Raw genomic sequence first — 26,394 nt, 5'->3', positions numbered from 1 at the left:
CATTGACTGTTGGTTTTCTATGTTTTCCGGAGCTCAGCCCTTGACCGCTCCGGCAACCACCCCGTTGATGATATTCTTCTGAAGCAGGATGAAGATGATGACGGACGGAAGCACCGTCAGCACCATCGCCGTCATCGCGTAGTGCCACTGCGTATTCATCTGCCCGATGAAGGTATAGGAGGCCAGCACCAGCGTCTTCGTCTTGTCGCTGGAATTGACCATCAGCAGCGGTTCCAGGAAATCGTTCCAGATCCACATCACGTCGAGCACGACGACGGTTGTCGTCACCGGCTTCAGCAGCGGAAAGATCACGGAGACGAACGTCCGGAAGGTGGAGGCGCCGTCCATACGGGCGGATTCATCCAGCTCCTTCGGAATCGACTGCATGAAATTGTAGTAGATGAAGACCGCCATCGGGATACCCAGTCCCCAGTACTGGATACCGAGGCCGGCGCGGCTCTTCGCGAGATGCAGGGTCGTCATCGTCTTCAGCAGCGGAATCATGATGGTCTGGAACGGCACCAGCATCGGCGTGATCGCGAGCGCGTACACCAGCTTCGTGTAGCGCGTACGCCGGCGGTCCAGAATATAGGCTGTCATCGAGGAGATCACGACGATGCCGGCCACGCCGATCACGGTGATCATCACGTTGTTGAAAAAGAGCCGGATATAATGAATTTTCTCGGCCACATCCTTGTAGTTCTGAAGCGTAAACACCTTCGGCCACGCGATCGGATCCGAAACGACCTCACCGAAGCTCTTGAAGGAGTTGAGTACCATGATGAAGACCGGATAGATGTAGACGGCCGCAAACAGCGTCAGCAGCACGTACCAGAGAATCTTCCCCACGGCCCGCTTTTTCTTCATTCCCACAGCCGCCGTATGCATCACAGACTCACCTCCGTCCGGTTCAGTCCCTTAAGGGTCAGCTTCGTGATCACGAGCACCACCAGGAAGTAGACGATCGCTTCCGCCGAACCGAGTCCGTACTGGTTGTTCGTGAACGCGTCCATGTAGATGCTCATCGTCGCGCTGTAAGTTGCCTGGCCGGGTCCGCCTTTCGTCAACGCCAGAATAATATCGAAAACCTTGAGTCCGTTGGTCAGCGACATGAAAATGCATGTGGTGATCGAAGGTCCCAGCAGAGGAAGCGTCACGCGGAAGAACCGCTGCGTGCTCGTCGCGCCGTCCACTCTGGCCGCTTCTTCCACATCCTGAGGCACTGCCTCGAGACCGGCGATGTAGAGGACGATGTAGAAGCCCAGAGACTGCCAGATGCCGACCAGCGTGACCGCCCAGAACGCAACCCTGGGGTCGCCCAGCCAGCTCCAGTTGAAGAACGGCAGCGGGCAGTGCTCAAACATCGTCTCGAAGCCCTTCGTGAAGATGAACTTCCAGATGAAGCCGACGATCGTCATACTCATAATGTAGGGGATAAAGAAAACCCCCCGGAAGACGTTCGCCAGATGGAACTTCTTCGTCAGCGCCACCGCCAGAATCAGCGCAATCACATTTGAAAACAGAATGAAGAGCGCCGTATAGCCGATTGTGAAACCGATCGTGGAGAAGAATCCGCTTCCGCCGCCGAAGATCGCCTTGTAATTGTCAAGACCGATGAATTTCGGCTGCTGTGAGATCCCGTTCCACTGCGTGAAGGAATATCCCGCGCCCATCACGAACGGAATATAGAACATCACGAAAATGCATATGAGAGCCGGCAGCGTAAAGCAGACATTTTCCACCCGCTCCTTCGTTTGTTTTTTCATCATGACCTCCCAAGCCGATGTCAGCTGCATTTCTCTGACATCTGTCATTGTAGCGTTCCCGTTTTGTGTAATACATGTTATTTTGTGGTCAGAAAAGTGTATAATGCTGTACAGTTTTACACCACCGCCGGTTTTCAAAAGGAGGTTTTCCTGTTGCGGACGATCAGAAAACGTCTGTCGCGAACGCCTTTATGGGCGATATTGACACTTCTCTCCTTCGCGTCGCTGATGACGCTGACGCTGTTTTTCACGATCCGGTACTACCGGCACAGCCGGAGCTCCACGATACGGAACGAGATCGGCTGCTCTCGCCAGCTGTCCAGCCTCCGTATCATCAATCTGGACCGCTATCTTGACACGCTGGCCCAGTTCGCCGTTCAGCCGTGCTATAATGCCATTCTGAGTCAGGCACTGAATACGTATCAGGCTGTGGATGAGGACGCGCTCCTCGATGCGGCGAGGGCCTTCGTGCAAAGCAGTTATTTCTCGCGGAACGACCTGATCTCGCTTCGCATCACGTTTCTCAGTCCCGGGCTGACTGTGTATCGCGGAAATGATACGGATCATACCCTGACCCGGTCCGTGGACCCGTCGGACATCACCGATTCCGAAGCGTACCGTGCCTGCGCGGCGTCCCCGCTGAACTGCGCGCTCTTTGCAGCGGAACAAAACGGGCGCCGGCTGCTGCATTACTGTCACACGCTGATCCGGATCAGCGATCAGAAGGTGACGGCGCTGGTGGAACTGGTGCTGGATCCCGCCTGCTCGGTCGGCCAGACCTCCGGCCGCGGCAGCGGCCGTTTCGTTCTGCTGACGGACGAAAACGGTCATCTGATCTACAGTGATCTTCCGGCAGAAGCGGCGTCCGCATTTCTCGCGAAGAAAGCTCCGGCTGAAGAGGACGAATCGGGCCGGCTGATAAACCTGAAGGACACACCGTATCTGATGACCTCCGCTTATTCCACGCGGTACGGGCTGACGCTCTGCTCCTTCTCCTCCTACGACCGGCTGATGGAGGCGTTCCGCGGCACGGCCCGGACCACGGCCGCCGACGGCTTTCTTCTCTTCGTCATCCTGATGGCCTCGGCCTATGTGGTGATCCGCTTCTTCACGAAACCTCTGACGCTGCTCGCGAAAAAGCAGGGTGACTTCGGAGGCGGGGACTTCACTCACGTACATCTCACCGGCTGCCGGGAGGTGAGCATGCTTGCCGAAAGCTTCAACAAGATGTCCGACAGCCTGAACCGGCTGATTGAGCAGAATTACGCCGCCCGGATCAACGAACAGAACGCTCAGCTGAAAGCGCTGGAAGCGCAGATCAACCCGCACTTTCTGTACAACACGCTGCAGGCAATCGGATCCGAGGCGCTTACGGACACCGACGGCACCACGGTTTATTCGATGCTGACCACACTGGCGGACTGCCTTCGCTACACGATCCGGGCCAGCGACACCGTCACGCTGAGAGAGGAGCTTCGCTATGTCGACAACTACTACCGTCTGCAGAAGCTGCGGAAGGGCGATCGGCTGACACTGGACGAGAACGTCTCTCAGGACCTTCTCGATCTTCCGATCCCGAAAGTCAGTCTCCAGAATCTGGTGGAAAACTCCATCCGGCACGGGCTGTCCGACGATGTGACCTCGATCCGGATCCAGCTGAACGCGGAGACGGACGGGACGAATCTGCTGCTCTCGGTGACAGACGACGGATGCGGGATCCCGGAAGCGGAGCTTCACAAGCTCCGCACGCTCTTCGATGAACGCCGGCTGACCGATCCCGACACCGGTGTCGGCCTTCCGAACCTCTTCAACCGGCTGAAGATCCTCTACCGCGACGCGGATGTGCTGATCGCAAGCCGGACCGGCGCGGACCACGGCACGAAGGTCACACTCCGGATCCCGATGCATGCAGAGAAAGGATCAGAATGTTCACTTTACTGATTACAGATGATGAGGCGCCGGTCCGGATCGCCGTGCGGAAACTGCTCGATACGACCGCACTGTCCATCGGCCGGATCGAGGAATCCGACAACGGAGCCGATGCGCTGAAGCTGGCACGCGAGCTGCATCCGGACGTCATTCTCGCGGATATCCGCATGCCGCGGATGGACGGACTTACCTTTCTCGGCCGGATCCGTCAGTCCCCGGCACTCGACGCGCGCGTCATCATGATCAGCGGCTACGATGAATTTTCCTACGCCCAGCAGGCGCTCCGGCTCGGCGCGACCGACTATCTGCTGAAGCCGCTCAAAGCCGACGAGCTGAATCAGGCCGTCCGGAAGGCCCTTCTCGAGCTTCATCCGGACGCCCGCTTTGACGAAACGGGCACTTCAGAGCGGCCGGCGTCCGTCCGCGCCGACGAAGTCATCGAAATGATTCATCGGACGATCGAGGAATCCTACAGCGAGAATATTTCCATCAGCGGCTTTACTTCCCGCTACTTCTTCTCGAAGGAATATCTCTCGAAGCTCTTCAAGGCGCGCTACGGCTGCGGCATCTACGAGTTTCTGCTGCGGACCCGGATGACGCGGGCCCGGGAGCTGCTCTCCGACCCGTCGCTCCAGATTCAGGAAATCGCCGCCCGCACCGGCTACTCCGACACGCACTACTTCAGCAAGGCCTACCGGAACTACTACGGAGAATCGCCGACGCAGTACCGGAAACAGGCCGCGAAGGACCGTTTTTCTTAAGTTTTCTATTGCTAAATCCGGTGCATATTCGTACAATCAGATCGGAACTTGCAGAGTAAATCCGCGTGCGTCAAGTGCTTCCGGATGGAGAGTTGCCGGGAGACGAAAAGAGAAATCTTGCGATAGGCGGATTGCACTCGCTGCATCAGAAGATAAGATACGGTCGGGAAGATTATCTCCTGTTGTAGACAACGCAGACAACCTATGGAGGTAATGAATCATGAAAAAATGGACCGGCCTGTTCCGCGATTCCGTCGGTGAGCTGAGAGCTGTTCCCTCACTGACGGCCTGCGCCATGCTCGCCGCACTGGCGCTGATTCTCAATTCCGTCGCTTCGATCAACATCGGACCCTTTGTCAAGATCGGTTTCTCGGCCATCCCCAACCAGATGGTTGACTTTCTGTTCGGACCGATCACCGGCACGCTGTTCGCCGGCGTACTCGATATCGTCAAGTATTTTCTCCGTCCCGACGGCCCGTTCTTCTTCGGATTCACGTTCAACGCGATGCTCGCCGCCTTCATTTACGGCTGCTTCTACTATCACCGGAAGCTGACCTTCCCGCGCGTGCTTGCGGCGAAGCTTACCGTCGTCCTGGTCGTCAACGTCTTCTTCAATACGCTCTGGCTGAGCATGCTCTACGGCCAGGCGTTTCTGGCGATCCTTCCGGCGCGCACGCTGAAGAATCTGATCATGTGGCCGATCGATTCCGGTATTTTCTATCTGCTGATGCGGCTGCTCGGCCAGACCGGCGTCTTCCGCCTCTTCAGAAAAAAGACCGCGGCTGTCTGACGAGCCGCACGTCCGGATGCGCCGGACTCCAGTGCATCCCGATCTGACAAAGCAAAAAGAAGCCCCTTTCCGCGGAGACGGCCGCTGACCGCCCAGATCCCGACCATCGGAAGGAGGCTTCTTTTCCATCAGTCCTTCATGAACACGTCGATGTCAATCTCCACCCACGGCGTATCCTTCGGATTCGTCATGGTGCCGATGGTGCCTCCGGTCACCGCGCCATAGAGATACTTGCCCGCGTCCATAAGATGAAACAGTGCTTCGTTCTTCACCCGCGGGATATAGCCGAGTTTCCGACCCTGCCGGTCCCGGACCAGAATCGCCATCGGATCCGCGGGATTATCCGGCTCCAGCACAAGACTCACCGGATCGCCCTTCTTCGTCTCAGCAGCGTGCTCCCGGAAATGATCCGTAAACATCACACCGGCGACCGACGTATGCATCAGCAGAATATCCCGTGTGAACAGGTCCGCAAGCTCCACTCCGCTTTGCTGCAGATACGTCATCGCCGCGGCATCCGCCGCAGCCGTCGTCAGCTCTTTCTTATCCTGATCCATCGCCGCTCCCGTCCGCGTGCCACGACCGAAGACCCGCGGCTGCTCATCCGTCTGCTCCGCCCTTTTTTTTCCGGAGCGCCTCCATTTCCCGGACAATCTCCTTCGAGATTCCGTCCAGCCGTTTCAGCGCCTCGTCGTTCCGACTGATCTGCCGCTGCAGTTCCTCCCGCTTCGCCGCCACAGCCGCCGGATCATCCAGCATCTCCTTCATGCTGTAAGGGAAACTCTCCCTGATTGCCCGGATCTCTTCCTGCAAAAGACGGATCTGTTCCTTCAGCCGGTCCCGAAGCGCCGTCAGTTCCTCATAGGACCGTGCCTTCCAACCCGTATCCGCCGCGGTTTCATCTCCGAAAACCTCATCATACACTTCCTGCAGCGTGGCAATGTCGCCCTCCTGATAGGCCTTCACGGCCCGGCGGAACAGTTCCTTCTCCCGCTCCGTCCCGTCAGGATTCATATCCGGATGCAGTCTTTTCACAAGCTTCCGGTAGAGCTCTTTTGCGTCCGGCATCCGGCCCGCTTTTCCTTTGGCATGTCCGTCCTCCCGGGATGCTTCCTTCCCCGCGTCGCCGCCGTACCGGTCCCGCCATGCCCGCTCGTACTGCCTTTGCCGGCTTTCCCGCTCCTTCTGCTCTCTTTTGGCCCGCTCCGCCTTTCGGCGCTCTTCCCCGACCCGATCATGGAAGGTCTGATACCTCCGACGGACCTGATCCTCGATTTCCTCTCTGGAAATCACTTTCTCCCGGTTCAGCGCGGCGCGGGCCAGCTCGATGCTGATCCGGAACTCCTGAATCAGAATTTCCTGAAGATGAATCCGGATCTGCAGGTCCCCGACTGCCTGCGCGTAACGAGCCTCCAGTTCGGGACAGATATGGCAGCGCAGCTCGTCCCGCTCCGCGGTCAGGGAGGCCAGCACCATCCGCAGCCTCTGAATTTCCTCTTCGATCCGCCGGCATGCATCCGACACGATGATCGCGTCCATTTACCCCCCCCCTTGCCGTACCGTCTGTCAAACTGCGAGCGTCCCGCTAAACAGCGGCCGCAATCCGTCCGTCAGGCTGCCGATCCGGCTGCGCTTGCACAATCTTTCTGTTCGGCTGCCGATCCAGCTGCGCTTACACGATCTTTCCGTTCGGCTGCCGATCCGGCTGTCCGACATCCTATATTCGCCGGATATGGCTGTACCGATACGGCAGATCCGTCATGCCTTGAAGCGCTGCGCCCCGATGAAGGCCGCCGTATGCCTCATCACGTCTCTGAGATTTCCGAGATCCGTATCGACATCTCCGGTCTCGATCGAGTGGTTGCCGTGCTCATAGACATGAAACGGCATCCGCCGCTCCTCACACGCCCTGCGGAGGATTTCCGGGTCGGTCCACTGGTCAGACGAACCGAAAAACGCAATGCAGTCGTCCGCCCTTCCCTTCTTTGTTATGAATCGGAAGGTATCCTCAAGCGGCGTGTAAAGAATCTGCCTCGCCGGAATCTGAAATGCCTCCGCAAAGGCGCACGCCGCGATCGTCCCGATGCTTTTCCCAATGAAGAGAACATCCGCGCCGCGAAGCTCCTCCGTATCGAGCTGCGCCTTCACATCCTCATAAGCGGAATCGAACGCCCGCTCCATCTGTTCGCGGTTTCCCCGGATCTTCGTTTTGTCCTCAAAAGATCCGTATCGGATTTCCTGAACCGTATAACCGGCCTGCCTTGCCAGTTTCTTCGCGTAATACAGCAGCGGTTTGTCCGTATGATACCCGATCCCCGGAAATACAACCGCGCTCTTCCCGTTCTTCATACTTTCACCTTCGTCTGGCCGTCGGGAGTGTAAAGTCCACTACATGTTTCCAGTTCAAAAGCTTTGTTTACGTTTCCGTTCACGCCCCGGTATTTTTATCGGGTCATTTATCGGGTCAGTTATTGGGGCGGATTTCTTTTGGTTCACCGGAAAGACCCCGCTGATATGCATTTCCCGATTAAGAAGCTCATTTCTCTCACCAAGAAGCAGTTTCCGGTGGAAACGTTCCAGGTATCCGCTTACCCGATCTTCTGTCTGAAGAAGGTGATGATCCCCTTTTCAACATCATCACGGATCGCCGGATCATTGTGAACCTCATGGCGGAAGCCGCCGTACACCCGGGTCTCGACGCTGTGGCCGGTCTCAATCAGCCAGTTGGAGCACTCATAAAGACCGGACGCATAGGTTCCGAACGGATCCTGATCACCTCCGACGCTGTACACCGGCAGCGCCGCGGGAACCTTCTCAGCCCAGCCGGTTCCCTTGACGTCATCGATCATCAGCACAAAATCGAGCATCGCTTCGTTCGAGATCGGCCTGGTAAAGGCATCAAACGGATCCTTCGCGTGGTCCATCTGGACGTACCGGTCCTGACAGATCCACTCATTGCCGATCACCGGCTTGCCGCAGCGTTCGAACATCCAGCCCATCAGCGCCGTGCCGGCGTTCGGATCGCACTCGCCGCCATGCCCTTCCTCCACGAGTTGCTGCAGCATCGCCCTGGCCGCATCCGTCGGGAAATTTCCGCAGGTACCGCACAGGGCCGCCGCCTTCAGATCCGATCCGAAGCGCGCCATGTACTGCCTTGTGATCACGGAACCCATGCTGTGGCCGAACATCAGATACGGGAGATCCGGGAAACGGGCCGCGGTCAGATCGTGAAGCTGCTTCTCATCCTTCACCATCGTCTCATACCCGGCGCGGCCCCAGTCGCCCCACGTATTGTTCACTACAGCCGTCTTCCCGTGTCCCACATGATCATCCGCCGCAACGATAAAACCGGCGTCGACAAAAGCCCCAATCATATGGAGATAGCGGCGGGAATGCTCTCCGAAGCCATGGATCAGCTGAATGACGCCGGCCGGCTCCGCCGCCGGCACATAGATCCAGTACTGCACATCATCGCGTCCGTTGACAGATCGAAAACTCTCTTCATACAGCATATCGCACCTCCTGAGAATCCGTCATATCTCACTGCAAACCGTACTCTTATTATCCATTATTGGTGCAATACATTCAACATTCTTTGTCGTCACTTCCGTCTCTGCAGAAAATCCTTAACGTTTCGGGTCATAACAAAATCCACTCCGATCCTCCCAGTTGTTTCGCATCATTTTACATTCTCAAAATCCTCGTTCGTTCTTTCCAAGTCCTCCGCGACATTGGCTTTGGTACGGCAGGCAGTTCACACGCAGAGCATGCGTTTTTCTGTGCGTGATGAAAGTGGTTTTACTCCGACGCAGGCGGCTGAACTGCAGAAACGGATCAATGAAATTGAAAATGGCAATGTTGCCAGGCACGATCCGCTTGAGGGGTGAGTATGAGGAAACTTCTATGTATAGAAAGAGACCTTCAGGCTGATCGCAATCGCCCGAAGGTCCCTTCATAAAATGCATCCCGTATCCGGCGCGAATGGCCGAACGCCATCCGCCCTTTATCAGGCTCCGTCAGACGGAGCGATTCCGTATCACGCCTGTCTGCGCTTCCTGTCGAAGAGAATCAGCGCTATCGCTAGCAAAGCGAGACTTCCGGCCGCCAGCGGCAGCGCGGCGTTGCTCGTATCGCCGGTCTTCACGTTTCCGGTCTTCCCTGTCGTCGGCGTCGTCGGCGTCGTCGGCTTCGATACCGTCACCTTCTGGTCCGTGATCCGGATCGTGCTGCCGTTCGGATAAGTCTTGCCGTTTAGGATCAGGCTGCCGTCCTTCGCCAGCTCAAATCCGATCGGGCTGATGGTCTGGTAGCCGGACGGAGCCGTCTCCTCGGTCAGCGTATACATTCTGCCGGCCTCCATCGCGGAGGTGTTCAGCGCATGCGCCTTTCCATCGCTGGTCCATCTGTCGACTTCCTTCCCATCGGAATCGGTTGCCTTGAGCACGGCCCCGCTCAGCGGCTTGCCGTCCGGGCCCACCTTCTCCACCTGATAATTCAGTTTCTCGTCCTGAATTGTCAGTACTCCGGTCTTCTCGTCATAGGTGAAGCTGCCTTCCGTGCCGGTGACGGTCATCTTCCCGTCCTGGCCGACGCTCAGGCTGATCTTGTTCACGTAAGCGTAGCCTGCCGGCGCACCGTCCTCTGCGATCGTGTACGTCCTGCCCGCTTCCAGCGACGGTCCGAAGTCATGTTCCGTCCCGTCTGAGGTCCAGCTCATCACGGCCTTGCCATCCACATCGTACACCGTGATCTTTGCGCCCTTCACTTCCGCTCCGGACGTCAGGTCCGTCTTGCTGACCTTCAGCGAGAGCGCCTCGTCCTTCACCAGAACGGTGTTCCCGTCGATCTTCTTTCCGTTCTCATCCGTCAGCGTGCCGTCTTTTTCGACCTTGAACGTCACGTCTGTCGTGTAGGCGTAGCCCTGCGGCGCGCCCGTCTCCTTCAGCGTGTAGGTCCTGCCCGACTCCAGCTTGTCGCCGATGTCGTGCGGTCCCTTGCCGTCCGACGTCCAGGTGTCGACTGTCCTGCCGGTCTCCTTATCCACAACCTCAATCGTCGCGCCCGGCACTTCCTTGTCGCCCGTGATGTCCGTCTTGTCGATCTTCACGGTCAGCGCCTCGTCCTTCACCAGAACGGTGTTCCCGTCGATCTTCTTTCCGTTCTCATCCGTCAGCGTGCCGTCTTTTTCGACCTTGAACGTCACGTCTGTCGTGTAGGCGTAGCCCTGCGGCGCGCCCGTCTCCTTCAGCGTGTAGGTCCTGCCCGACTCCAGCTTGCCGCCGATGCCGTGCGGTCCCTTCCCATCAGAGGTCCAGGTCTCCACCGTCCTGCCGGTCTCCTTCTCCACGACCTCGATCGTCGCGCCCGGCACTTCCTTGTCGCCCGTGATGTCCGTCTTGTCGATCTTCACGGTCAGCGCCTCGTCCTTCACCAGAACGGTGTTCCCGTCGATCTTCTTTCCGTTCTCATCCGTCAGCGTGCCGTCTTTTTCGACCTTGAACGTCACGTCTGTCGTGTAGGCGTAGCCCTGCGGCGCGCCCGTCTCCTTCAGCGTGTAGGTCCTGCCCGACTCCAGCTTGTCGCTGATGTCGTGCGGTCCCTTCCCGTCCGACGTCCAGGTGTCGACTGTCCTGCCGGTCTCCTTATCCACGACCTCGATCGTCGCGCCCGGCACTTTCTTGTCACCCGTGATGTCCGTCTTGTCGATCTTCACGGTCAGCGCCTCGTCCTTCACCAGAACGGTCTTCCCGTCGATCTTCTTCCCGTTCTCATCCGTCAGCGTACCGTCTTTCTCGACCTTGAACGTCACGTCAGCCGTGTACGCGTAGCCCTGCGGCGCTCCCGTCTCCTTCAGCGTGTAGATCTTGCCCGCCTCCAGCTTGTCGCCGATGTCGTGCGGTCCCTTCCCGTCGGAGGTCCAGGTGTCAACCGTCTTGCCGGTTTCCTTGTCCACGACCTCGATCGTCGCGCCCGGCACTTTCTTGTCACCCGTGGTGTCCGTCTTGTCGACCTTGACGTCCAGTTTCTTATCCTGAATCGTCAGTTTTCCGGTCTTCTCGTCATAGGTGAAGTCGCCTTCCGTTCCGGTGACGGTCATCTTCCCATCCCTGCCGACGCTCAGGTTGATCGTGTTCACGTAGTCGTAGCCCGCCGGCGCGCATTCCTCCACGATCGTGTAGGTCCTGCCCGCCTCGAGCGACGGCCCGAAGTCATGCTCCGTCCCGTCCGATGTCCAGCTCGTCACAGCCTTGCCATCTGCATTGTACACCGAAATCTTCGCGCCCTTCACTTCCGCTCCGGACGTCAGGTCTGTCTTGGATGTCTTCAGCGTCAGGGTGTTCTTGAATTCCGGCGCTTCCTTTCTGTCTTTGCCGTAGATCACCTCTGCCTTCAGTTTTCCGGTTCCGTCGTCCGTGACGCTGACCTGCGCGTTCCAGACATGCTGATCCGTCACGACGCTTCCGACTGCGGCTGTATTCTCCGTGATCTGATAATGATACTCACCCGGCTGGTTATACGTCAGGGTCTTGAACGTGACGATACCCTTTCCGTCATTCGCCGCCGTCTGCAGCGTCTTCAGGTGCTCCTCGTCCGTGGCATCCGTCAGCGTAAACGTGAACGCCTTGTCCGCCGGCACCGCGCCGTTCAGCGTCTTCCGGGCCGTGAGGGTCGCCTCCACCGGAGCCGCCTTGTACTTATTGATGAAATTCAGCTCGTCTGTGTCCGCTTCCTTCCCGTTCTGATCCTTCACGGCCGCTTTTGCGGTCAGCTGGCCGGCCTTGTCGTCCGTCACTGTGACCGTCACCGTGTATACGGTCTGGTCGTATGTGATGCCGTCTGCCGTCCCGGCCTGCTCGGACACCGTGTACTCGTAGGTTCCCTCCTTCTCAAAGGTTAACGTATCAAATGTAAAGTTCCCCTGGCCCTCCGTCGTGGCCGTCCCGATGGTCTTTTCCTTGTCCTTCAGCACAAACCGGAAAGTCGGTTTTTTCGCGTTGTCCGGGTAGCCCTGCAGTGTCTTCTCGCCGCCCAGCGCCACGGAAGCCGCTTTCGTTCCATAGGTGTTGATGAAAGCCGCCGTCAGAGTGCTGTCAGGGACAATCGCTCCCTTTTCGCCCGTCACTGCCTGTGTATAGCCGGCCGCCGGCGCTTCCGTCACTTCATACCCGGTTCCGAACGGAAGACCGTCCGCCTTCTTTTCCTCGCCGTCTTTCAGCTGGAATGTCGCGACGCCCTTCTCGAAGGTCATCCCTCCGTAGGTGCCGCTGATGGTCTTGTCGTCCAGCGTCACAGTAAAGTTGAACGCCTTCGCCTTATCACCGCCGACCACCGTCTTGCTGACCGTCAGACCGCCGGTCTTCTTATCATAATGATTGGTGATCTTCACAGACGGCGTGCTGTCTTTCGTGACCACCGCATTCTGCGAATTGCCCGTCACCGTCAGTGTGTAGTTCTTCACATCCGCCGTATCCGTCAGTTCTTTCACGGTATAGGTGCCGGTCGGAAGATCGTTGACCATCAGCACCCCGTTGGTGAAATCGCTGTAATGATAGGTCTGGTCTACGCCATCAGGCCCGGTGATCTTGAACTCTGTCTTCTCCGGTGTCTTGACTCCGCCCTCTGTAGACTTGGTAATCTTCAGAGAGCCTTTATCCCTTGAATACTCGTTCTTGATCGTGACGGTCGCGGTCTTGTCCTTCGCTACCTGCGCTTTGCCGCCGTTTCCGGTCACATTCAGCGTGTAGTTCGCCACTTTCGCGCTGTCCGTATTCTCGGTCACGGTGTACTCGCCAACCGGAAGTTTTTCCAGCGTCAGCTTTCCGTCCGTGAACTCGCTGTACTTGACCGTATTCGAGTACTTATTCGGGCCTGCGATCGTAAAGGTCGTATCGGTCGGCGTCGCAACATCCCCGCTGGTCGTCTTCTCTATCTCCAGCGAGCCCACTTCTTTGCTGTACGTATTCGTGATCGAAACGGTCGTGGTTTCGTCCTTCTTGACCGTCGTCACCTTTCCGTTGTCACCGCTCACCGTCAGCGTGTAGTTTGTTACCGCCGCGCTGCCCGCATCCTCGGTCACGGTGTACTCGCCAACCGGGAGGTTTTCCAGCGTCAGCTTCCCGTCTGTGAACTCGCTGTACTTCTTTTCAACCTTATAACCGTTCGGTCCGCTGATCGTGAAGGTCGTACCGGCCGGCGTCGTGGCTCCGCTGGTCGTCTTTACGATCTCCAGCGAGCCCTCTTCCTGGCTGTACATGTTCGTGATCGTGACAGCCGCTGTCCTGTCCTTCGCTACCTGCGCTTTGCCGCCGTTTCCGGTCACATTCAGCGTGTAGTTCGCCACTTTCGCGCTGTCCGTATTCTCGGTCACGGTGTACTCGCCCACCGGAAGGTTTTCCAGCGTCAGCTTTCCGTCCGTGAACTCGCTGTACTTCTTTTCGACCTTATAACCGTTCGGTCCGCTGATCGTGAAGATCGTATCGGCCGGTGTCGCTGCTCCGCTGGTCGTCTTCTCGATCTTCAGCGAGCCCACTTCCTGGCTGTACGTGTTCGTGATCGAAACGGTCGCGGTCTCGCCCTTCACTACCTGCGCTTTGCCGCCGTTTCCGGTCACATTCAGCGTGTAGTTCGCCACTTTCGCGCTGTCTGTATTCTCGGTCACGGTATACTCGCCCACCGGAAGGTTTTCCAGTGTCAGCTTCCCGTCTGTGAACTCGCTGTACTTCTTTTCGACCTTATAACCGTTCGGTCCGCTGATCGTGAAGGTCGTATCGGCCGGTGTCGCTGCTCCGCTGGTCGTCTTTACGATCTCCAGCGAGCCCACTTCCTGGCTGTACGTGTTCTTGATCGTGACGGTCACGGTCTCGCCCTTCACTACCTGCGCTTTGCCGCCGTTTCCGGTCACGCTCAGACTGTAGTTCTCTACCGCCGCGCTGCCTGTATTCTCGGTCACGGTATACTCGCCCACCGGAAGGTTATCCAGTTTCAGCTTCCCGTCTGTGAACTCGCTGTACTTCTTTTCGACCTTATAACCGTTCGGTCCGCTGATCGTGAAGGTCGTACCGGCCGGCGTCGTGGCTCCGCTGGTCGTCTTTACGATCTCCAGCGAGCCCACTTCCTGGCTGTACGTGTTCTTGATCGTGACGGTCGCGGTCTCGCCCTTCACTACCTGCGCTTTGCCGCCGTTTCCGGTCACGCTCAGACTGTAGTTCTCTACCGCCGCGCTGCCTGTATTCTCGGTCACGGTATACTCGCCCACCGGAAGGTTATCCAGTTTCAGCTTCCCGTCTGTGAACTCGCTGTACTTCTTTTCGACCTTATAACCGTTCGGTCCGCTGATCGTGAAGGTCGTACCGGCCGGCGTCGTGGCTCCGCTGGTCGTCTTCTCGATCTTCAGCGAGCCCTCTTCCTGGCTGTACATGTTCGTGATCGTGACAGCCGCTGTCCTGTCCTTCGCTACCTGCGCTTTGCCGCCGTTTCCGGTCACCGTCAGGCTGTAATTCTCTACCGCCGCGCTGCCCGCATCCTCGGTCACGGTGTACTCGCCAACCGGAAGGTTTTCCAGCGTCAGCTTCCCGTCTGTGAACTCGCTGTACTTCTTTTCGACCTTATAACCGTTCGGTCCGCTGATCGTGAAGATCGTATCGGCCGGCGTCGCTGCTCCGCTGGTCGTCTTCACGATCTCCAGCGAGCCATTATCCGGTGTCTGCTCTTCCTTCTTATCAGAAACCGCGATGGTCGCGCCGTTCATATAGACGTTTTTGGTCTCATCTATCGTCCCGTCTTCACTGATCGAGAAGAAGTGCTTTGCCTTATCCAGTTGATAACCTTCCGGAGCCTTGACTTCGATCAGGTAATAGTTCCTGTCGGGCTTCAGCCCCCAGACAGATCCTTCCGTCGACTCGACGATCACGGTGCCGTCATTGCCGGTGGTAAACTGTTTACCGCTGCCTTTCCATGCAGCGTCCTCAGTCGAATCAGCCATATGCAGTTCGAAAGTACAGCCTGAGAGCTTTTGGGTCAGATCGCCTTCCTCATATTTGAAAACCGTCACCGCATAATTTGTCGCCGATCCGCCAGCGGACGACGACTTGGATGCCGAGTGCTCTGAGGAAGACTTGTACCCAGCCAGCTCCGCCGTATTCTTCAGCGTCTGCGAGCCGTTGCCTCCGGTTACGGTGGCGCTGTACACGATCTTCACCGGCGTCTTGTCCGGAATCATGAAGGTAAGCACCTGTCCGCCGTCGTCTCCCTTTTCCACCTGATAGGAAGAGCCCTCGGACGGTGTGATGGACACCGACTGCGGATTCAGCACCTGATTGGGCGACATCGTATCCCTCACTACCAGCGTCGTGCCATCTCCCATCTGGACGCCGGCCGGGTTGGCATCGATCTCATAGGCGGCCACCGGCTGCGTGCCGTCCGTCGTTTTCAGCTTTGACTGATCCGTCAGCAGCTTCTTCGAAAGCCCCGGGTATTCATAGGTGGCAGAAGCCTCCGCAGAATCGCCGCTCCAGCTGGCGGTATTCGTAAGCGACGTCTTTCCTCCATTCGCCGCCGCTTCCTGCATAATGGCCTTAAGAGATGCCTCATCCTTCGGAATCAGCCAGTAGCTGATATGGAGTTCCGCTATGTCATTAAATTTCTCGACATCCTCCTTTGTGACATGGAAAACGACCTTGCTATCCTCCACATCTGCGGAAAGCACGGGAGCATTCCAAACATAAGGGTTTCCATCTGCATCCGTCAGTTTACCGGCGTTACCGATATACAATCCAGGCACTGTCTCGTCCGGCTTCACATACCGCAGCCTTGCGTCGAACGTATCCGTCACGTCGAAGTCCTCGGCCGCCGCTCCCTTCATCATGATAACGAAATGCCATGCGGGGTAGGTCTTGCCGTCAATCGTGACCGTCTGAGACTGATCCATGCTCTTGGCGATCTCCCGCTTCGTCACCTTCACTTTATCTGAAGAAGATACCGTCTGGCCGTTGCCGACGAAATCAACCTTGTTCTCATGCGTCATCATATAGGACTGATCTGCTTTTTCCAGCCAGTCCTGATTGATTTTCGTGCTGAATGTCACGATGATCGTGCGGACTTTGTCTCCGCCCTTCAGCCCGGTCATCGTATGCGCCTTGTCCTGATAGAACGTGTAGACGGCTTTCGTCTGATCTGACGCCGCTGTATCCTGCACCATGTCCTCGCCGTCAAGAAGTCCCTCGACCTTGACGGTGGCAGCATCCCACTCGTCATAGAGATTCGCACCGGCCACATACTGTGTAGGCAGATAATCGATCATCTGGGCCGTCTTCAGGCCTGTCTTCGGGACAGTCAGCGTGACAGTCCAGGAAATCTTTTCGTTGTCGTGACTGCCCGCCGTCTTGGTGACGCCAATCTTGCCGTCCGGCCCGGGTTCCACGTTGGCGGAAGCGCCGCCGTTATGACCCTTGTCGTCCTGCACCGTGTTGCTCACCGAGGTGTTCGTCACTACGCTGGTCAGATCCGCGTCCGTCGTATAGGAAACTGTATACTGATACGCCTTCCCTTTGTCTGACTCCGGAATCGTATAGTGCCACGAAGACGTCGACGCCGGATCAGTGACACCCACATTCGCCCAGGACACGTTATCCGTCCGGACCACGTTACCGCTGGCATCCGTCACCGCTATCTTGATGCCGTCTCCGGAATACTTCAGAATGTTCTTTGAGGTGTCCGCGATCGAATCTGTGATGGTCCGGCCGGCTGCCGATCCCTTCCGGTCCGCGTTGTAGGTGACGGTCCACGGAATCGTCTTATGCCCTGAGACCGTGCCGTCCGATGCTGCGCCTGCCTGCTTCGAAATGGAGAGGTAGTCGATTTTATTCGTCCAGTTTTCCTGAACCGGTTCCGAGTTCGGCTGCTGGTCACTGGTAGTCACCACGCTGTTGCCGACCTGCTCCTCGGTTCCCTGGCCGCCGCCCAGCGCATCAAAGTTCACACTGGCCGCATACGTCAGTGTTGCGGTCTGGCCGTCCGTCATCTCCGGGATCACATACTCGAAACCACGTTCCGTCTGGCTTTTGACCTTTCCGCCCGTGACGGAAGACGTCACATGCTGATCATAGGTCAGCGCCGTTCCCGTCAGCGAATCCTTCACGATAACGTTCGTATTGTAACCATGCGAGGTCACCGTCACGGTGTAATGCACTTTCCCATCTGAACGGTCGTAATTTGCCTGCTTGACAGTCGTCAGGCTGCCCGATGTATCCACACTGAGCGAGGTCTTCTTTCCGTTGCCCCAGTCCAGCTCCTTCGCACTGTCGTCGAACGTCCCCTTCAGCGTGAGATGAAACTGCGTATTCCTTGCTTTCTCCAGATGAGGCCAATTCGGATCGGATTCGTTGAACGTGACCGTCAGTGTGCCGTTGTCGAGCGATACCTTATTTCCGCTGACCGTATAGGAAGAACCGTTCGGGTTGCTGACGGTGATCGCAAAATCCTCAAACGAATGATCGATGTCATGGAAACCCGCCGGCAGCGTATACGTCAGCGGATTGCCGAACTGCTTGCCGTTCGATTCGTCGTCTTCCTGGAACGTCAGATGGATCTTATAGGCTACGCCCTTCTCGACCACATAATTACCCGACGCGTCTTCCTTCGCATCGATGCTCACGCTCGTTGTAAAATCGTTAAGGTTGCTGCTGACATTTCCGGACTGTGTGTCCGTCGTATTCCCAGGTGCCCGTCTCACTCCGCCGACAAAGTACGGCGAGAAGGAGTCAGAGCGAAAGGAGGCGTCCGTGACCGCCCCTTCCGAAGTCGTGCCGACAGAGGCGCCGACGTTCTCCGCGCCGCCGCCCGTCACATGCATGACGCAGCTGTTCTCCATCGACGAGCCTTCCGGAAGATCAGAGGCCACCGGGCTCGCGAAGTTCATCGTCACGCTGACGGCATCGTCCGGCTCAATTCTGTTTCCGTTGTATGTGAAATAGATGTCGTAGACGACGCCCTCAGCCGAACGGGTCTCGTCCCCGGCGATGCCGAGCGACTGCTCGACCGTCCCGATCGTCGACTGATAGAGAGCCGACCCCGGTGCCGCATAGTCGACATGAAGCTGTGTCCCTTCCGGGAACTTCGCCGCGTCTGTCGTCGTCGCAGTCACGGTCACGTTGTGAGATGTCACCGTGAAGGACGTGACATACTTCACCTCCGGCGTCGGAGCCGGCGTGGCAGACGCTGATTCCGGGCCGGATACCGCGGAAGCGGTGCTCTGCGGCTGAGAATCCGCCGGGACCGCTTCCTTCGTCGAGTCGGCCTGCGGAGCCGGTTCCGACGGCGCTTCCGTCGGCTCCGCTTCCGGCGTCACAGCCGGTGTCACGGCCGGCGTCTCCTGCGGCGTTTCCGTCGGCGCCGGCTCCTCGGCCGGTGCCGGTTCCACCGCCGGCGCCGGTTCCGCAGCCGGTGTCGCTTCCACCGCCGGAGCCGGTTCTGCGGCCGGTGCTTCCACGGCCGAATCCGCTGCGTACACCCAGCTGTTCATCGTCGTCAGCATCAGAACGGACCGCCGATTGTAAAATGAAGTTGGACATCTGAATAAAATAAAGATCCATGGCAGGATCTTTGGTAGAATGTAAGTCACCACAACCAACTTTCTACAGGAGAATCGCCACCATGGACTACTCTCATTCTACCACAACTTCCCATATAAAAGGCAAACATCTTTCGTATGAGGAACGGGTTCTTATTCAGATTCGTCTTAAAGACCACTACTCCATCCGGGCAATTGCCCGTGAGATCGGCTGCTCACCGAGCACTGTCTCGAACGAAATAGCACGTGGTTCAGTTGCCTTGTATAACGGCCACGTGACCCGTTATAAGGCGTCTGCCGGTCAGAAAGCCTATGAGGACAACCGGAAGAACAGTTGCCGGCATTATGACTTCCTGAGCAGATCAGCGTTTCTTAAGTATGTGCTTAAACACTTTACAGAAGATGGCTGGTCATTGGACGCCTGCGCCGGACGCGCTGTTCTCGATGGTGAATTTACCAGAGAGCAGATCGTCTGCACAAAAACGCTTTACCGTTATGTTGATCTTGGCCTCTTTGGCATCAGGAACCATAACCTTCCTGAAAAGCTGAAGCGTAAATCCAGGAAACATAGATCTCGGATCAACAAGAAAAAGCTGGGCCGCAGCATTGAGGAACGTCCCAGAGAAATCGAATCCCGTGAGGAATTCGGGCACTGGGAATGTGACCTCGTATTGGGCGCCAAGACCCGGGATGACCAGGCCCTGCTCACTCTTGCTGAACGCAAAAGCCGTGAGCTCCTGATGCTTCCTATTGCAGACAAGACATCAGCGTGTGTCATGAAGGCAATCAAACAACTTCAGAAGACTTACAGCGAACACTTCGGCGAAGTGTTCAAAACGATCACGACCGATAACGGTTCGGAATTCGCCGACCTTTCAGAACTTGAGAAGATGGCTGATACACTTGTCTACTATGCCCATCCCTACACATCCTGCGATAAGGGAACCGTAGAGCGGCATAACGGCCTGATCAGAAGGTTCATACCAAAGGGTAAGCGGATTGATGACTTTACCGGCCAGCAGATCTCCGATGTGGAGACCTGGTGTAACTGTCTCCCGAGGAAGATCCTGGGTTACAGAACCCCGGATGAAATCTTCGAGGAGGAAATCGACCGAATCTACCAGGATACTGCCTAGCAGAGGGTGTCCAACTTGTTATTGCAATTTACGAAATGAATTATCCTCATCATTTCATTTATTTCGACCGGATTTTCCGCCCGCTTTCCGGTCCTCCACTCCGCAGGCTGCTGCATTCCCGGTCAGACCGGCGGCTGGCGGCTGCATGCTCCGAAAGCATAAAAAAGCCCCCCGCCGTCAAAACACGGCGGAAGGCTCCTCCGTCCCGTTCGTCTCAGAACTCGAGACCGTCGAAACGGACCTTCAGATACCCTTTGATGATCTCCACGCATTTCTCAAAGCCCAGCTTCGAGGCGTCCACACAGAGATCGTAGTTGTGCGCGTCGTCCCATTTCCAGCCGCTGTAGTAAAGGTTGTACTCAGCCCGCCGGCGGTTCTCCATATCGACCCAGCGCTCCAGCTCACGGCGCGGAAGGGACTTCCTCTTCGCCGCCTCCTCCATCAGGAAATAGTGGGGCGCATGGACGAAAACACGGACGGCCCGGGGATTATCCCGCAGAATGTAACCGCCGCAGCGGCCGACAATGATGCAGCTCTCCTCCTCGGCCAGCTCCCGGATCACCTTCGCCTGATAATTGAACAGGTTCTGGTCTGATGTGAAGTCGTTGCTTTCCGGCGGAATCAGCTCGCCGTTATAAACCTTTTTCGCGGCGCGGAAGAGCGTCGTCCCGCGGAATTTCGCGTCCGCCTGCTCGAAAAGACGCTGATTGATGCCGGAATCATCCGAAGCCAGCTTCAGAATCTCCTTGTCGTAGTAATGAATCCCCAGATCCTCCGACAGCATTTCGCCGATTGTCCGCCCGCCGCTGCCGTACTCGCGGTTGATGCAGATCACAATCTTCTGATTCATCACGCTCCTCCTTCCTCTGTTCACTGAGCGCAGCAGTTCTGCGGAAACGGAGTCCGCCGGCCGTCACTCGCCCAGATATGCCTTCCGGATCGCGTCATTGGCCATCAGCTCCTTCGCCGGGCCCTCCATCGTGATCGATCCGGTCTCCAGCACATAGGCGCGGTCCGCGATGGACAGCGCCTTTTTCGCGTTCTGTTCCACAAGAAGCACCGTCTTGCCTTCCTTCGCCACCGTCTCGATGATCCCGAAGATCTCGTTCACGAAGATCGGCGAGAGGCCCATCGACGGCTCGTCCATCAGGATCAGCTTCGGGTTCGACATCAGCGCCCGCCCCATCGCCAGCATCTGCTGCTCGCCGCCGGAAAGCGTGCCGGCAACCTGCTTCGCTCGTTCTCTGAGCCGCGGGAAATGTGTGTAGACCCTCTCGAGATTCTCCGCCTTCTCCTTCGTGTCCTTTCTCGTGTAGGCCCCCAGCATCAGATTCTGGTAAACCGTCATCTCCGGAAAGACACGCCGTCCCTCCGGCACATGTGCGATCCCCATCTCCACGATCTGATGCGCCGGCGTCTTCGTGATATCCTTTCCGAGAAAGGCAACCGATCCGCCGGCCTTCTCCACCAGTCCCGTGATCGTATGAAGCGTCGTCGTCTTCCCGGCGCCGTTCGCCCCGATCAGAGCGATGATCTCGCCCTCATCGACATGAAAGGAGATTCCCTTGAGCGCCGGAATAACCCCGTATCTGACCCTCAGATCCTTCACTTCTAACATTGCCATGGCTCAAACTCCTCCTTACTCGCCGAGATAGGCCTTGATGACCTCCGGATTGGTCAGCACGGTCTGCGTAGAGCCCTGCGTCAGAATCCGTCCGAAATTGAGGACGGTCAGTTTCTCGCAGATACCGGAAACCAGCCTCATATCATGCTCGATCAGGAGAATCGTCATCCCGAACCGCTCCCGGATGACACGGATATCATCCATCAGCTCCTGCGTCTCGTTCGGGTTCATGCCGGCCGCCGGCTCGTCGAGCAGCAGCAGCTTCGGGTTCGTCGCCATCGCCCGGGCGATCTCCAGCTTTCTCTGCTTGCCGTAGGGAAGGTTCGCGGAGATCGTCTCCGCCTCCTGATCCAGGCTGAAGACCTTCAGCAGCTCCATCGCCCGCTCGTCCATCTCCCGCTCCACCTTCCGGTAGGACGCGGAGTGAAGGAAGGCAGCCCACATCGAGTAGCCGAACTGGTTGTGAAGGCCGGCCTTCACGTTGTCGAGCACCGACAGCTGACGGAAGAGCCGGATATTCTGGAAAGTCCGGGCGATGCCGGCCTTGTTGATCTCGATCGTGCTGAGGCCCGTGATGTCCCGCCCGTCAAGACGGATGACGCCCTCGTTCGGCTTGTATTCGCCGGTCAGCAGATTGAAGACGGTCGTCTTCCCCGCGCCGTTCGGGCCGATCAGACCGTACAGATCGCCCTTTTCGATTGTCAGATTGAAATCGTCCACCGCGCGCAGGCCGCCGAACTGGATCGAGAGATTCTTTACGTCAAGTAATGCCGTCATTGCGCTGCCTCCTTTCCGGATGCCTCCGCCGTCTTTTTCTTCCTGAAGAGCGAATGCGAAGCGATCCATGCACGGGAGTGCGGATTCCAGTTCACGATCATCATCACGATCAGCACGATGGAGTAGATCAGCATGCGGTAGTCATTCATGAACCGCAGCACCTCCGGAATCAGCGTGAGGACGATCGAGGCGATGATCGCGCCGCGGGTCGAACCAATGCCGCCGAGCACCACGAAGACAAGGAAAAGAATCGACATATTGTAGCCGAACCGGCTCGGCGTCGCGATCAGAGACGCCAGATTGTGCGCGTACAGCGCGCCGGCGCAGCCCGCGATGACCGCCGAGATCGTGAAGGCGCGCATCTTGTAGGTCGTGATCGGAATCCCCACGGAGCCCGCCGCGATGTTGTTGTCGCGGATTGCCATAATCGCGCGGCCCTCGCGGGAATTGATCAGATTCAGCACGAGGATCGTCGAGATCAGCAGGATCACGAAGCCGACGATGAACGTGGAGTCGTTCGGCGTTCCGGTGATGCCCTGCGGACCGTTGATGATCATCTCGCCGTCCGGCTCGAGATTGAGAGCCATCTGGTTCTGCATCGAGAAATGCATTCCCCTGCTGTCGCGTCCGATATAGATCACGTTCATCAGGTTCTTGATGATCTCTCCGAAGGCCAGCGTCACGATCGCGAGGTAGTCGCCGTTGAGCCGGAGAACCGGAATCCCGATCAGGAATCCGAAGATGCCGGCCACAAGACCGCCGATGAGGATCGCGAGCAGGAAGCGGGGAAAGACACCCATACTGTTCTCGAAGCATTTGCTGAAAAACGCGCTGGCGAACGCGCCCACGCACATAAAGCCCGCGTGCCCGAGAGAAAGTTCGCCGAGAATCCCCACCACAAGGTTGAGCGACACCGCCATCGTCGCGTAGACGCAGAGCGGAACCAGAAGGCCGCCCAGATGGCTGTTGATCAGTCCGGCCGCGCTGGCCGCCTCGATCAGAGCGAACAGGATCACCAGCATCAGCACGGTGTTGAGATTGTCACGGGAGGCCTTCGTCATTTTTTTCGTCTTCATCTTCTGCACCTTCCTCTCAGACCTTCTCCTGAATGACCTTGCCCATAATACCGGTCGGCTTGACCAGAAGGACGATGATCAGAACAGAAAACACGATCGCATCCGACAGCTGGGACGAAATGTAGGACTTCGCGAGAATCTCGATGATACCCAGCAGAAGGCCGCCGATCATCGCGCCGGGGATCGAGCCGATGCCGCCGAAGACAGCCGCGACGAAGGCTTTGATGCCGGGCATCGCGCCGGTGTACGGGGAAAGCGTCGGGTAGGCGGAGCAGAGCAGCACGCCCGCGACGCCCGCCATCGCGGAACCGATCGCAAAGGTCAGCGAGATCGTGCGGTCCACGCTGATGCCCATCAGAGACGCCGCGTCACGATCCTGCGAGCAGGCAAGCATCGCCTGACCCGGACGGGTCCGGTTGATGAACAGCTGCAGGAGGATCACCAGCGCGACGCTGACGATGATGCAGACGACGTTGACGGTCTGCAGAAGGAACGGCCCCGCCGCGATCGTCGCGTGGTCCATCGGGATCACCGAGGTGAACATCTTCGGGTTCGAGGAGAAGATCAGCAGCGCGAGATTCTCCAGAAAGTAGCTGACGCCAATCGCTGTGATCAGAACCGCCAGAGAGGAGGACGCGTGCCGCAGCGGCTTGTAGGCGACCTTCTCAATGCCTACGCCCAGCAGGAGGCAGCCGCCGATCGCCGCGATCATACCGATCGCGGTCGGGAGCGACAGCGTCGTGATGATGGTGAACGCGATATACGCGCCGACCATGATGATATCGCCGTGAGCGAAGTTCAGCATCTTCGCGATTCCATAGACCATCGTGTACCCGATCGCGATGATCGCGTAGATACTTCCAAGGCTCAGACCGTTGATGAGATTCGTTATAAAGCTGACCATACGTCTCCACCCCTTACTGGCGGCGCCTGCCGAAAAGCGCCGTACCGGTTGTCAGTCATTTGTCCGCAGAACGGATTCCGCCTCGTTCAGGCTCCCGGATGCATTTTCTTAACTATAGCATGATCGGAAATGTTGTGAAAGATGCATTCCGCGCAGCAAAAACGGTTCTGATGACAAAGGGAGGGACATCTTTTTGCGGATGTCCCTCCCCGGATTTCTGAGTTGCGTTCTGCTCTCACCCGGCTGCGCTGCTCAGGCCGCAGTGGACTCGACATCCGCTGTGGAAGCCGCAGCGCTCTCGGCGGAGCTGTCCGCGGAGCCTGTCATGGAGACATAGGCGCCGTTCTGGATCACGACAGCCTTCGGCTCCTTGTCCGGCTCTCCGTCAGCCGTCCAGGTGATGTTTTCACCGGTCAGACCGTTGATCTTGATCTCGGTCATGCCCTTCTCCATTGCCGCGCAGATATCCGCAACGCTCATATCCGGCGTGATGTTCTCCTTCTCGGCCGCCGCCTTGATCGCATACATCGCGTCATAAGCGTCAGCGGCGAACTGGTTCGGGGTCACCTTGAACTTGTCGGTGTAGGTCTTGACGAACTTCTGGGTCAGCTCATCCTTCGCGTCCGCCGCGAACGGGGTCAGCAGCATGACGCCCTCGGCGAGATCCTTGTTGAAGTTGTCCATATCCAGCATGCCGTCGAGACCGTCACAGCCGAAGAACTTGGACTGGATACCCATCGAAGCGGCCTGCGTGAGAATCGTGCCGGCCTGCGTGTAATAGATCGGAAGGAAAATCAGATCCACGTTGGCGTCCTTGCACTTCTGAAGCTGCGCGGAGAAATCCGTGTTGGAGTCAGCGGTGAAGGCTTCCTGAACCGGAACGTCGAAGCCCTGGTTCTTGGCTTCCGTGACGAAGTTCTGATAGATGCCGGAAGAATACACGTCGGAGGAATCATAGATCACGCCGACCGTCTTCGCCAGTCCGTTCTCGCCGATGTACTGGGCGGACTTGGTGCCCTGCGCCGGATCGGAGAAGCAGACACGGAAGACGTTGTCATACTTCGTGCAGTCCTTCGCGGAGCCGGACGGCGTCAGCTGGAACATGCTGTCCGCCTTGGTCTTCTCTGAGACGGCGATGCTGCACGCGGAGGTCGTCGGGCCGACCAGCATCTGCATACCCCAGTCCTTCAGCGTGTTATACGCGTTGACGGACTTCTCGTTGTCCAGCTCATCATCCTCGTTCTTATACTCAATCTGGTATCCGTTGATGCCGCCCGCCGCGTTGATCTCATCGACAGCGATCTGCGTGCCGTTGATGACAGCCGTGCCGTAGTTCGCGGCCGCTCCGGTCAGCGGTCCGATGGCGCCGATCTTGAAAGTCTTGTCCGCCGCCGGAACAGAGGCGGCGCCAAGGCCGCAGGTCATCACCGCGGTCAGTGCCAGGGCCATGATTTTCTTTGCTTTCATAACAGTTCCTCCTTCTATTCATAAGGATCGAATGGATGACCAGAATGTCCGTTCCGCCGTACTCGAATCCGCTCTTTTTGTTTGATCCGATATACACGAACCCTACGTTCTGAATCAGTTCAATACTATAGCCTTGCGTTTCCTCCTTGTCAATGCATAAATTTTAGTGCGCTAAAGCGATGATAAATTGCGGGTGAACACTGAAACAATACCCCGCCGGAGATTTCCGTTTTTTTGTGGAACATGCACCCGCCCGCTCACCCGCTCATGCCAAAACGCCGCCAGTCTGACCATCGGAAGGATCAGACCGGCGGCGATTTTAGGCGCTCTGTTTATGAAATCGATTGCATGTTTTGGATCCGGAGCCGGTCTTGCCGGACCGTTTCAGTCGAAGCAGGCGAGACGAACCATCCGGTCGAGAATCCGCTCGACCTCCATCGCCGGCACATGGCAGATCGTCGAGATCCGCTCCACCGACTCGCCGCGGCGCAGCAGCTGCGCGATCACTGATCTTTTTCCCGCGTCAATCCCAGACTGTACTTCTCCGTTCATCTCCACGCCTCCACACGATTTTGCGCATCTTTTTCTATGATAGCA

Annotated in this window: 18 protein-coding genes and 1 riboswitch; of the genes, 4 read left to right on the top strand and 14 right to left on the bottom strand. The window is 57.5% G+C overall.

Annotated features, from left to right (window positions below):
- Positions 1-33: 33 nt before the first annotated feature.
- A complete protein-coding gene (locus G4C92_RS07975) occupies positions 34-867 on the bottom strand; it encodes a carbohydrate ABC transporter permease (RefSeq protein WP_274941983.1) in 834 nt (277 codons plus the stop codon).
- Positions 868-887: 20 nt separating this feature from the next.
- Complete coding sequence (locus G4C92_RS07970) at positions 888-1,766, bottom strand: carbohydrate ABC transporter permease (protein ID WP_274939337.1); 879 nt, start codon at positions 1,764-1,766, stop codon at positions 888-890.
- Positions 1,767-1,919: 153 nt separating this feature from the next.
- Between G4C92_RS07970 and G4C92_RS07965 the strand changes: the two genes are divergently transcribed.
- The 3 genes from G4C92_RS07965 to G4C92_RS07955 all read left to right on the top strand — a co-directional run bounded on the left by G4C92_RS07965 (position 1,920) and on the right by G4C92_RS07955 (position 5,246).
- On the top strand, positions 1,920-3,707 hold the full coding sequence (locus tag G4C92_RS07965; protein WP_274939336.1) for a sensor histidine kinase: 1,788 nt from the start codon (positions 1,920-1,922) through the stop codon (positions 3,705-3,707).
- Complete coding sequence (locus G4C92_RS07960) at positions 3,692-4,456, top strand: response regulator transcription factor (RefSeq protein WP_274939335.1); 765 nt, start codon at positions 3,692-3,694, stop codon at positions 4,454-4,456. The genes G4C92_RS07965 and G4C92_RS07960 overlap by 16 nt, the downstream gene beginning before the upstream one ends.
- A 49-nt stretch (positions 4,457-4,505) precedes the next feature.
- A riboswitch (THF riboswitch) is annotated at positions 4,506-4,601 on the top strand.
- 75 nt (positions 4,602-4,676) lie between these two features.
- Positions 4,677-5,246 (top strand): folate family ECF transporter S component, encoded by a 570-nt coding sequence (locus G4C92_RS07955; RefSeq protein ID WP_274939334.1) that lies wholly within the window; start codon positions 4,677-4,679, stop codon positions 5,244-5,246.
- 128 nt (positions 5,247-5,374) lie between these two features.
- Here the strand turns inward: G4C92_RS07955 and G4C92_RS07950 are convergent, their stop codons facing one another.
- From G4C92_RS07950 to G4C92_RS07930, 5 genes are all read right to left on the bottom strand, one after another.
- Positions 5,375-5,803: an HIRAN domain-containing protein gene (locus tag G4C92_RS07950; protein ID WP_274939333.1), complete on the bottom strand. Its 429-nt coding sequence runs from the start codon at positions 5,801-5,803 to the stop codon at positions 5,375-5,377.
- A gap of 43 nt (positions 5,804-5,846) precedes the next feature.
- A complete protein-coding gene (locus tag G4C92_RS07945; RefSeq protein WP_274939332.1) occupies positions 5,847-6,785 on the bottom strand; it encodes a J domain-containing protein in 939 nt (312 codons plus the stop codon).
- Between the two features lie 219 nt (positions 6,786-7,004).
- Positions 7,005-7,595: an alpha/beta hydrolase gene (locus G4C92_RS07940; protein WP_274939331.1), complete on the bottom strand. Its 591-nt coding sequence runs from the start codon at positions 7,593-7,595 to the stop codon at positions 7,005-7,007.
- Between the two features lie 239 nt (positions 7,596-7,834).
- Entirely contained in the window at positions 7,835-8,758 is a 924-nt protein-coding gene (locus tag G4C92_RS07935) for an alpha/beta fold hydrolase (protein ID WP_274939330.1), read from the bottom strand.
- A 524-nt stretch (positions 8,759-9,282) separates the two neighbouring features.
- On the bottom strand, positions 9,283-18,777 hold the full coding sequence (locus tag G4C92_RS07930; RefSeq protein WP_274939329.1) for a SpaA isopeptide-forming pilin-related protein: 9,495 nt from the start codon (positions 18,775-18,777) through the stop codon (positions 9,283-9,285).
- A gap of 119 nt (positions 18,778-18,896) precedes the next feature.
- Between G4C92_RS07930 and G4C92_RS07925 the strand changes: the two genes are divergently transcribed.
- On the top strand, positions 18,897-19,949 hold the full coding sequence (locus G4C92_RS07925) for an IS30 family transposase (protein WP_274939328.1): 1,053 nt from the start codon (positions 18,897-18,899) through the stop codon (positions 19,947-19,949).
- Between the two features lie 214 nt (positions 19,950-20,163).
- On the opposite strand, the gene G4C92_RS07920 is transcribed toward G4C92_RS07925, so the two are convergent.
- From G4C92_RS07920 to G4C92_RS07890, 7 genes are all read right to left on the bottom strand, one after another.
- The gene (locus G4C92_RS07920) at positions 20,164-20,799 is read right to left on the bottom strand and encodes a cytidylate kinase-like family protein (RefSeq protein ID WP_274939327.1); all 636 of its coding nucleotides are present in this window, start codon (positions 20,797-20,799) and stop codon (positions 20,164-20,166) included.
- A 63-nt stretch (positions 20,800-20,862) separates the two neighbouring features.
- Complete coding sequence (locus tag G4C92_RS07915) at positions 20,863-21,573, bottom strand: ABC transporter ATP-binding protein (RefSeq protein ID WP_274939326.1); 711 nt, start codon at positions 21,571-21,573, stop codon at positions 20,863-20,865.
- A 15-nt stretch (positions 21,574-21,588) separates the two neighbouring features.
- On the bottom strand, positions 21,589-22,350 hold the full coding sequence (locus tag G4C92_RS07910; protein ID WP_274939325.1) for an ABC transporter ATP-binding protein: 762 nt from the start codon (positions 22,348-22,350) through the stop codon (positions 21,589-21,591).
- On the bottom strand, positions 22,347-23,426 hold the full coding sequence (locus G4C92_RS07905) for a branched-chain amino acid ABC transporter permease (protein ID WP_274939324.1): 1,080 nt from the start codon (positions 23,424-23,426) through the stop codon (positions 22,347-22,349). Before G4C92_RS07905 ends, G4C92_RS07910 begins: the two co-directional genes overlap by 4 nt.
- A 16-nt stretch (positions 23,427-23,442) precedes the next feature.
- Positions 23,443-24,330 (bottom strand): branched-chain amino acid ABC transporter permease, encoded by an 888-nt coding sequence (locus G4C92_RS07900; protein ID WP_274939323.1) that lies wholly within the window; start codon positions 24,328-24,330, stop codon positions 23,443-23,445.
- Positions 24,331-24,582: 252 nt separating this feature from the next.
- Positions 24,583-25,797, bottom strand: a complete 1,215-nt coding sequence (locus G4C92_RS07895; RefSeq protein ID WP_330654669.1) for an ABC transporter substrate-binding protein — start codon at positions 25,795-25,797, stop codon at positions 24,583-24,585.
- Positions 25,798-26,181: 384 nt separating this feature from the next.
- Positions 26,182-26,349, bottom strand: a complete 168-nt coding sequence (locus tag G4C92_RS07890; RefSeq protein WP_274939322.1) for a hypothetical protein — start codon at positions 26,347-26,349, stop codon at positions 26,182-26,184.
- Between the last annotated feature and the right edge of the window lie 45 nt (positions 26,350-26,394).

Source organism: Chordicoccus furentiruminis, assembly GCF_019355395.1.
Lineage (GTDB): Bacteria > Bacillota > Clostridia > Lachnospirales > Lachnospiraceae > Chordicoccus > Chordicoccus furentiruminis.
This window is presented reverse-complemented; position numbering and strand designations above follow the sequence as displayed.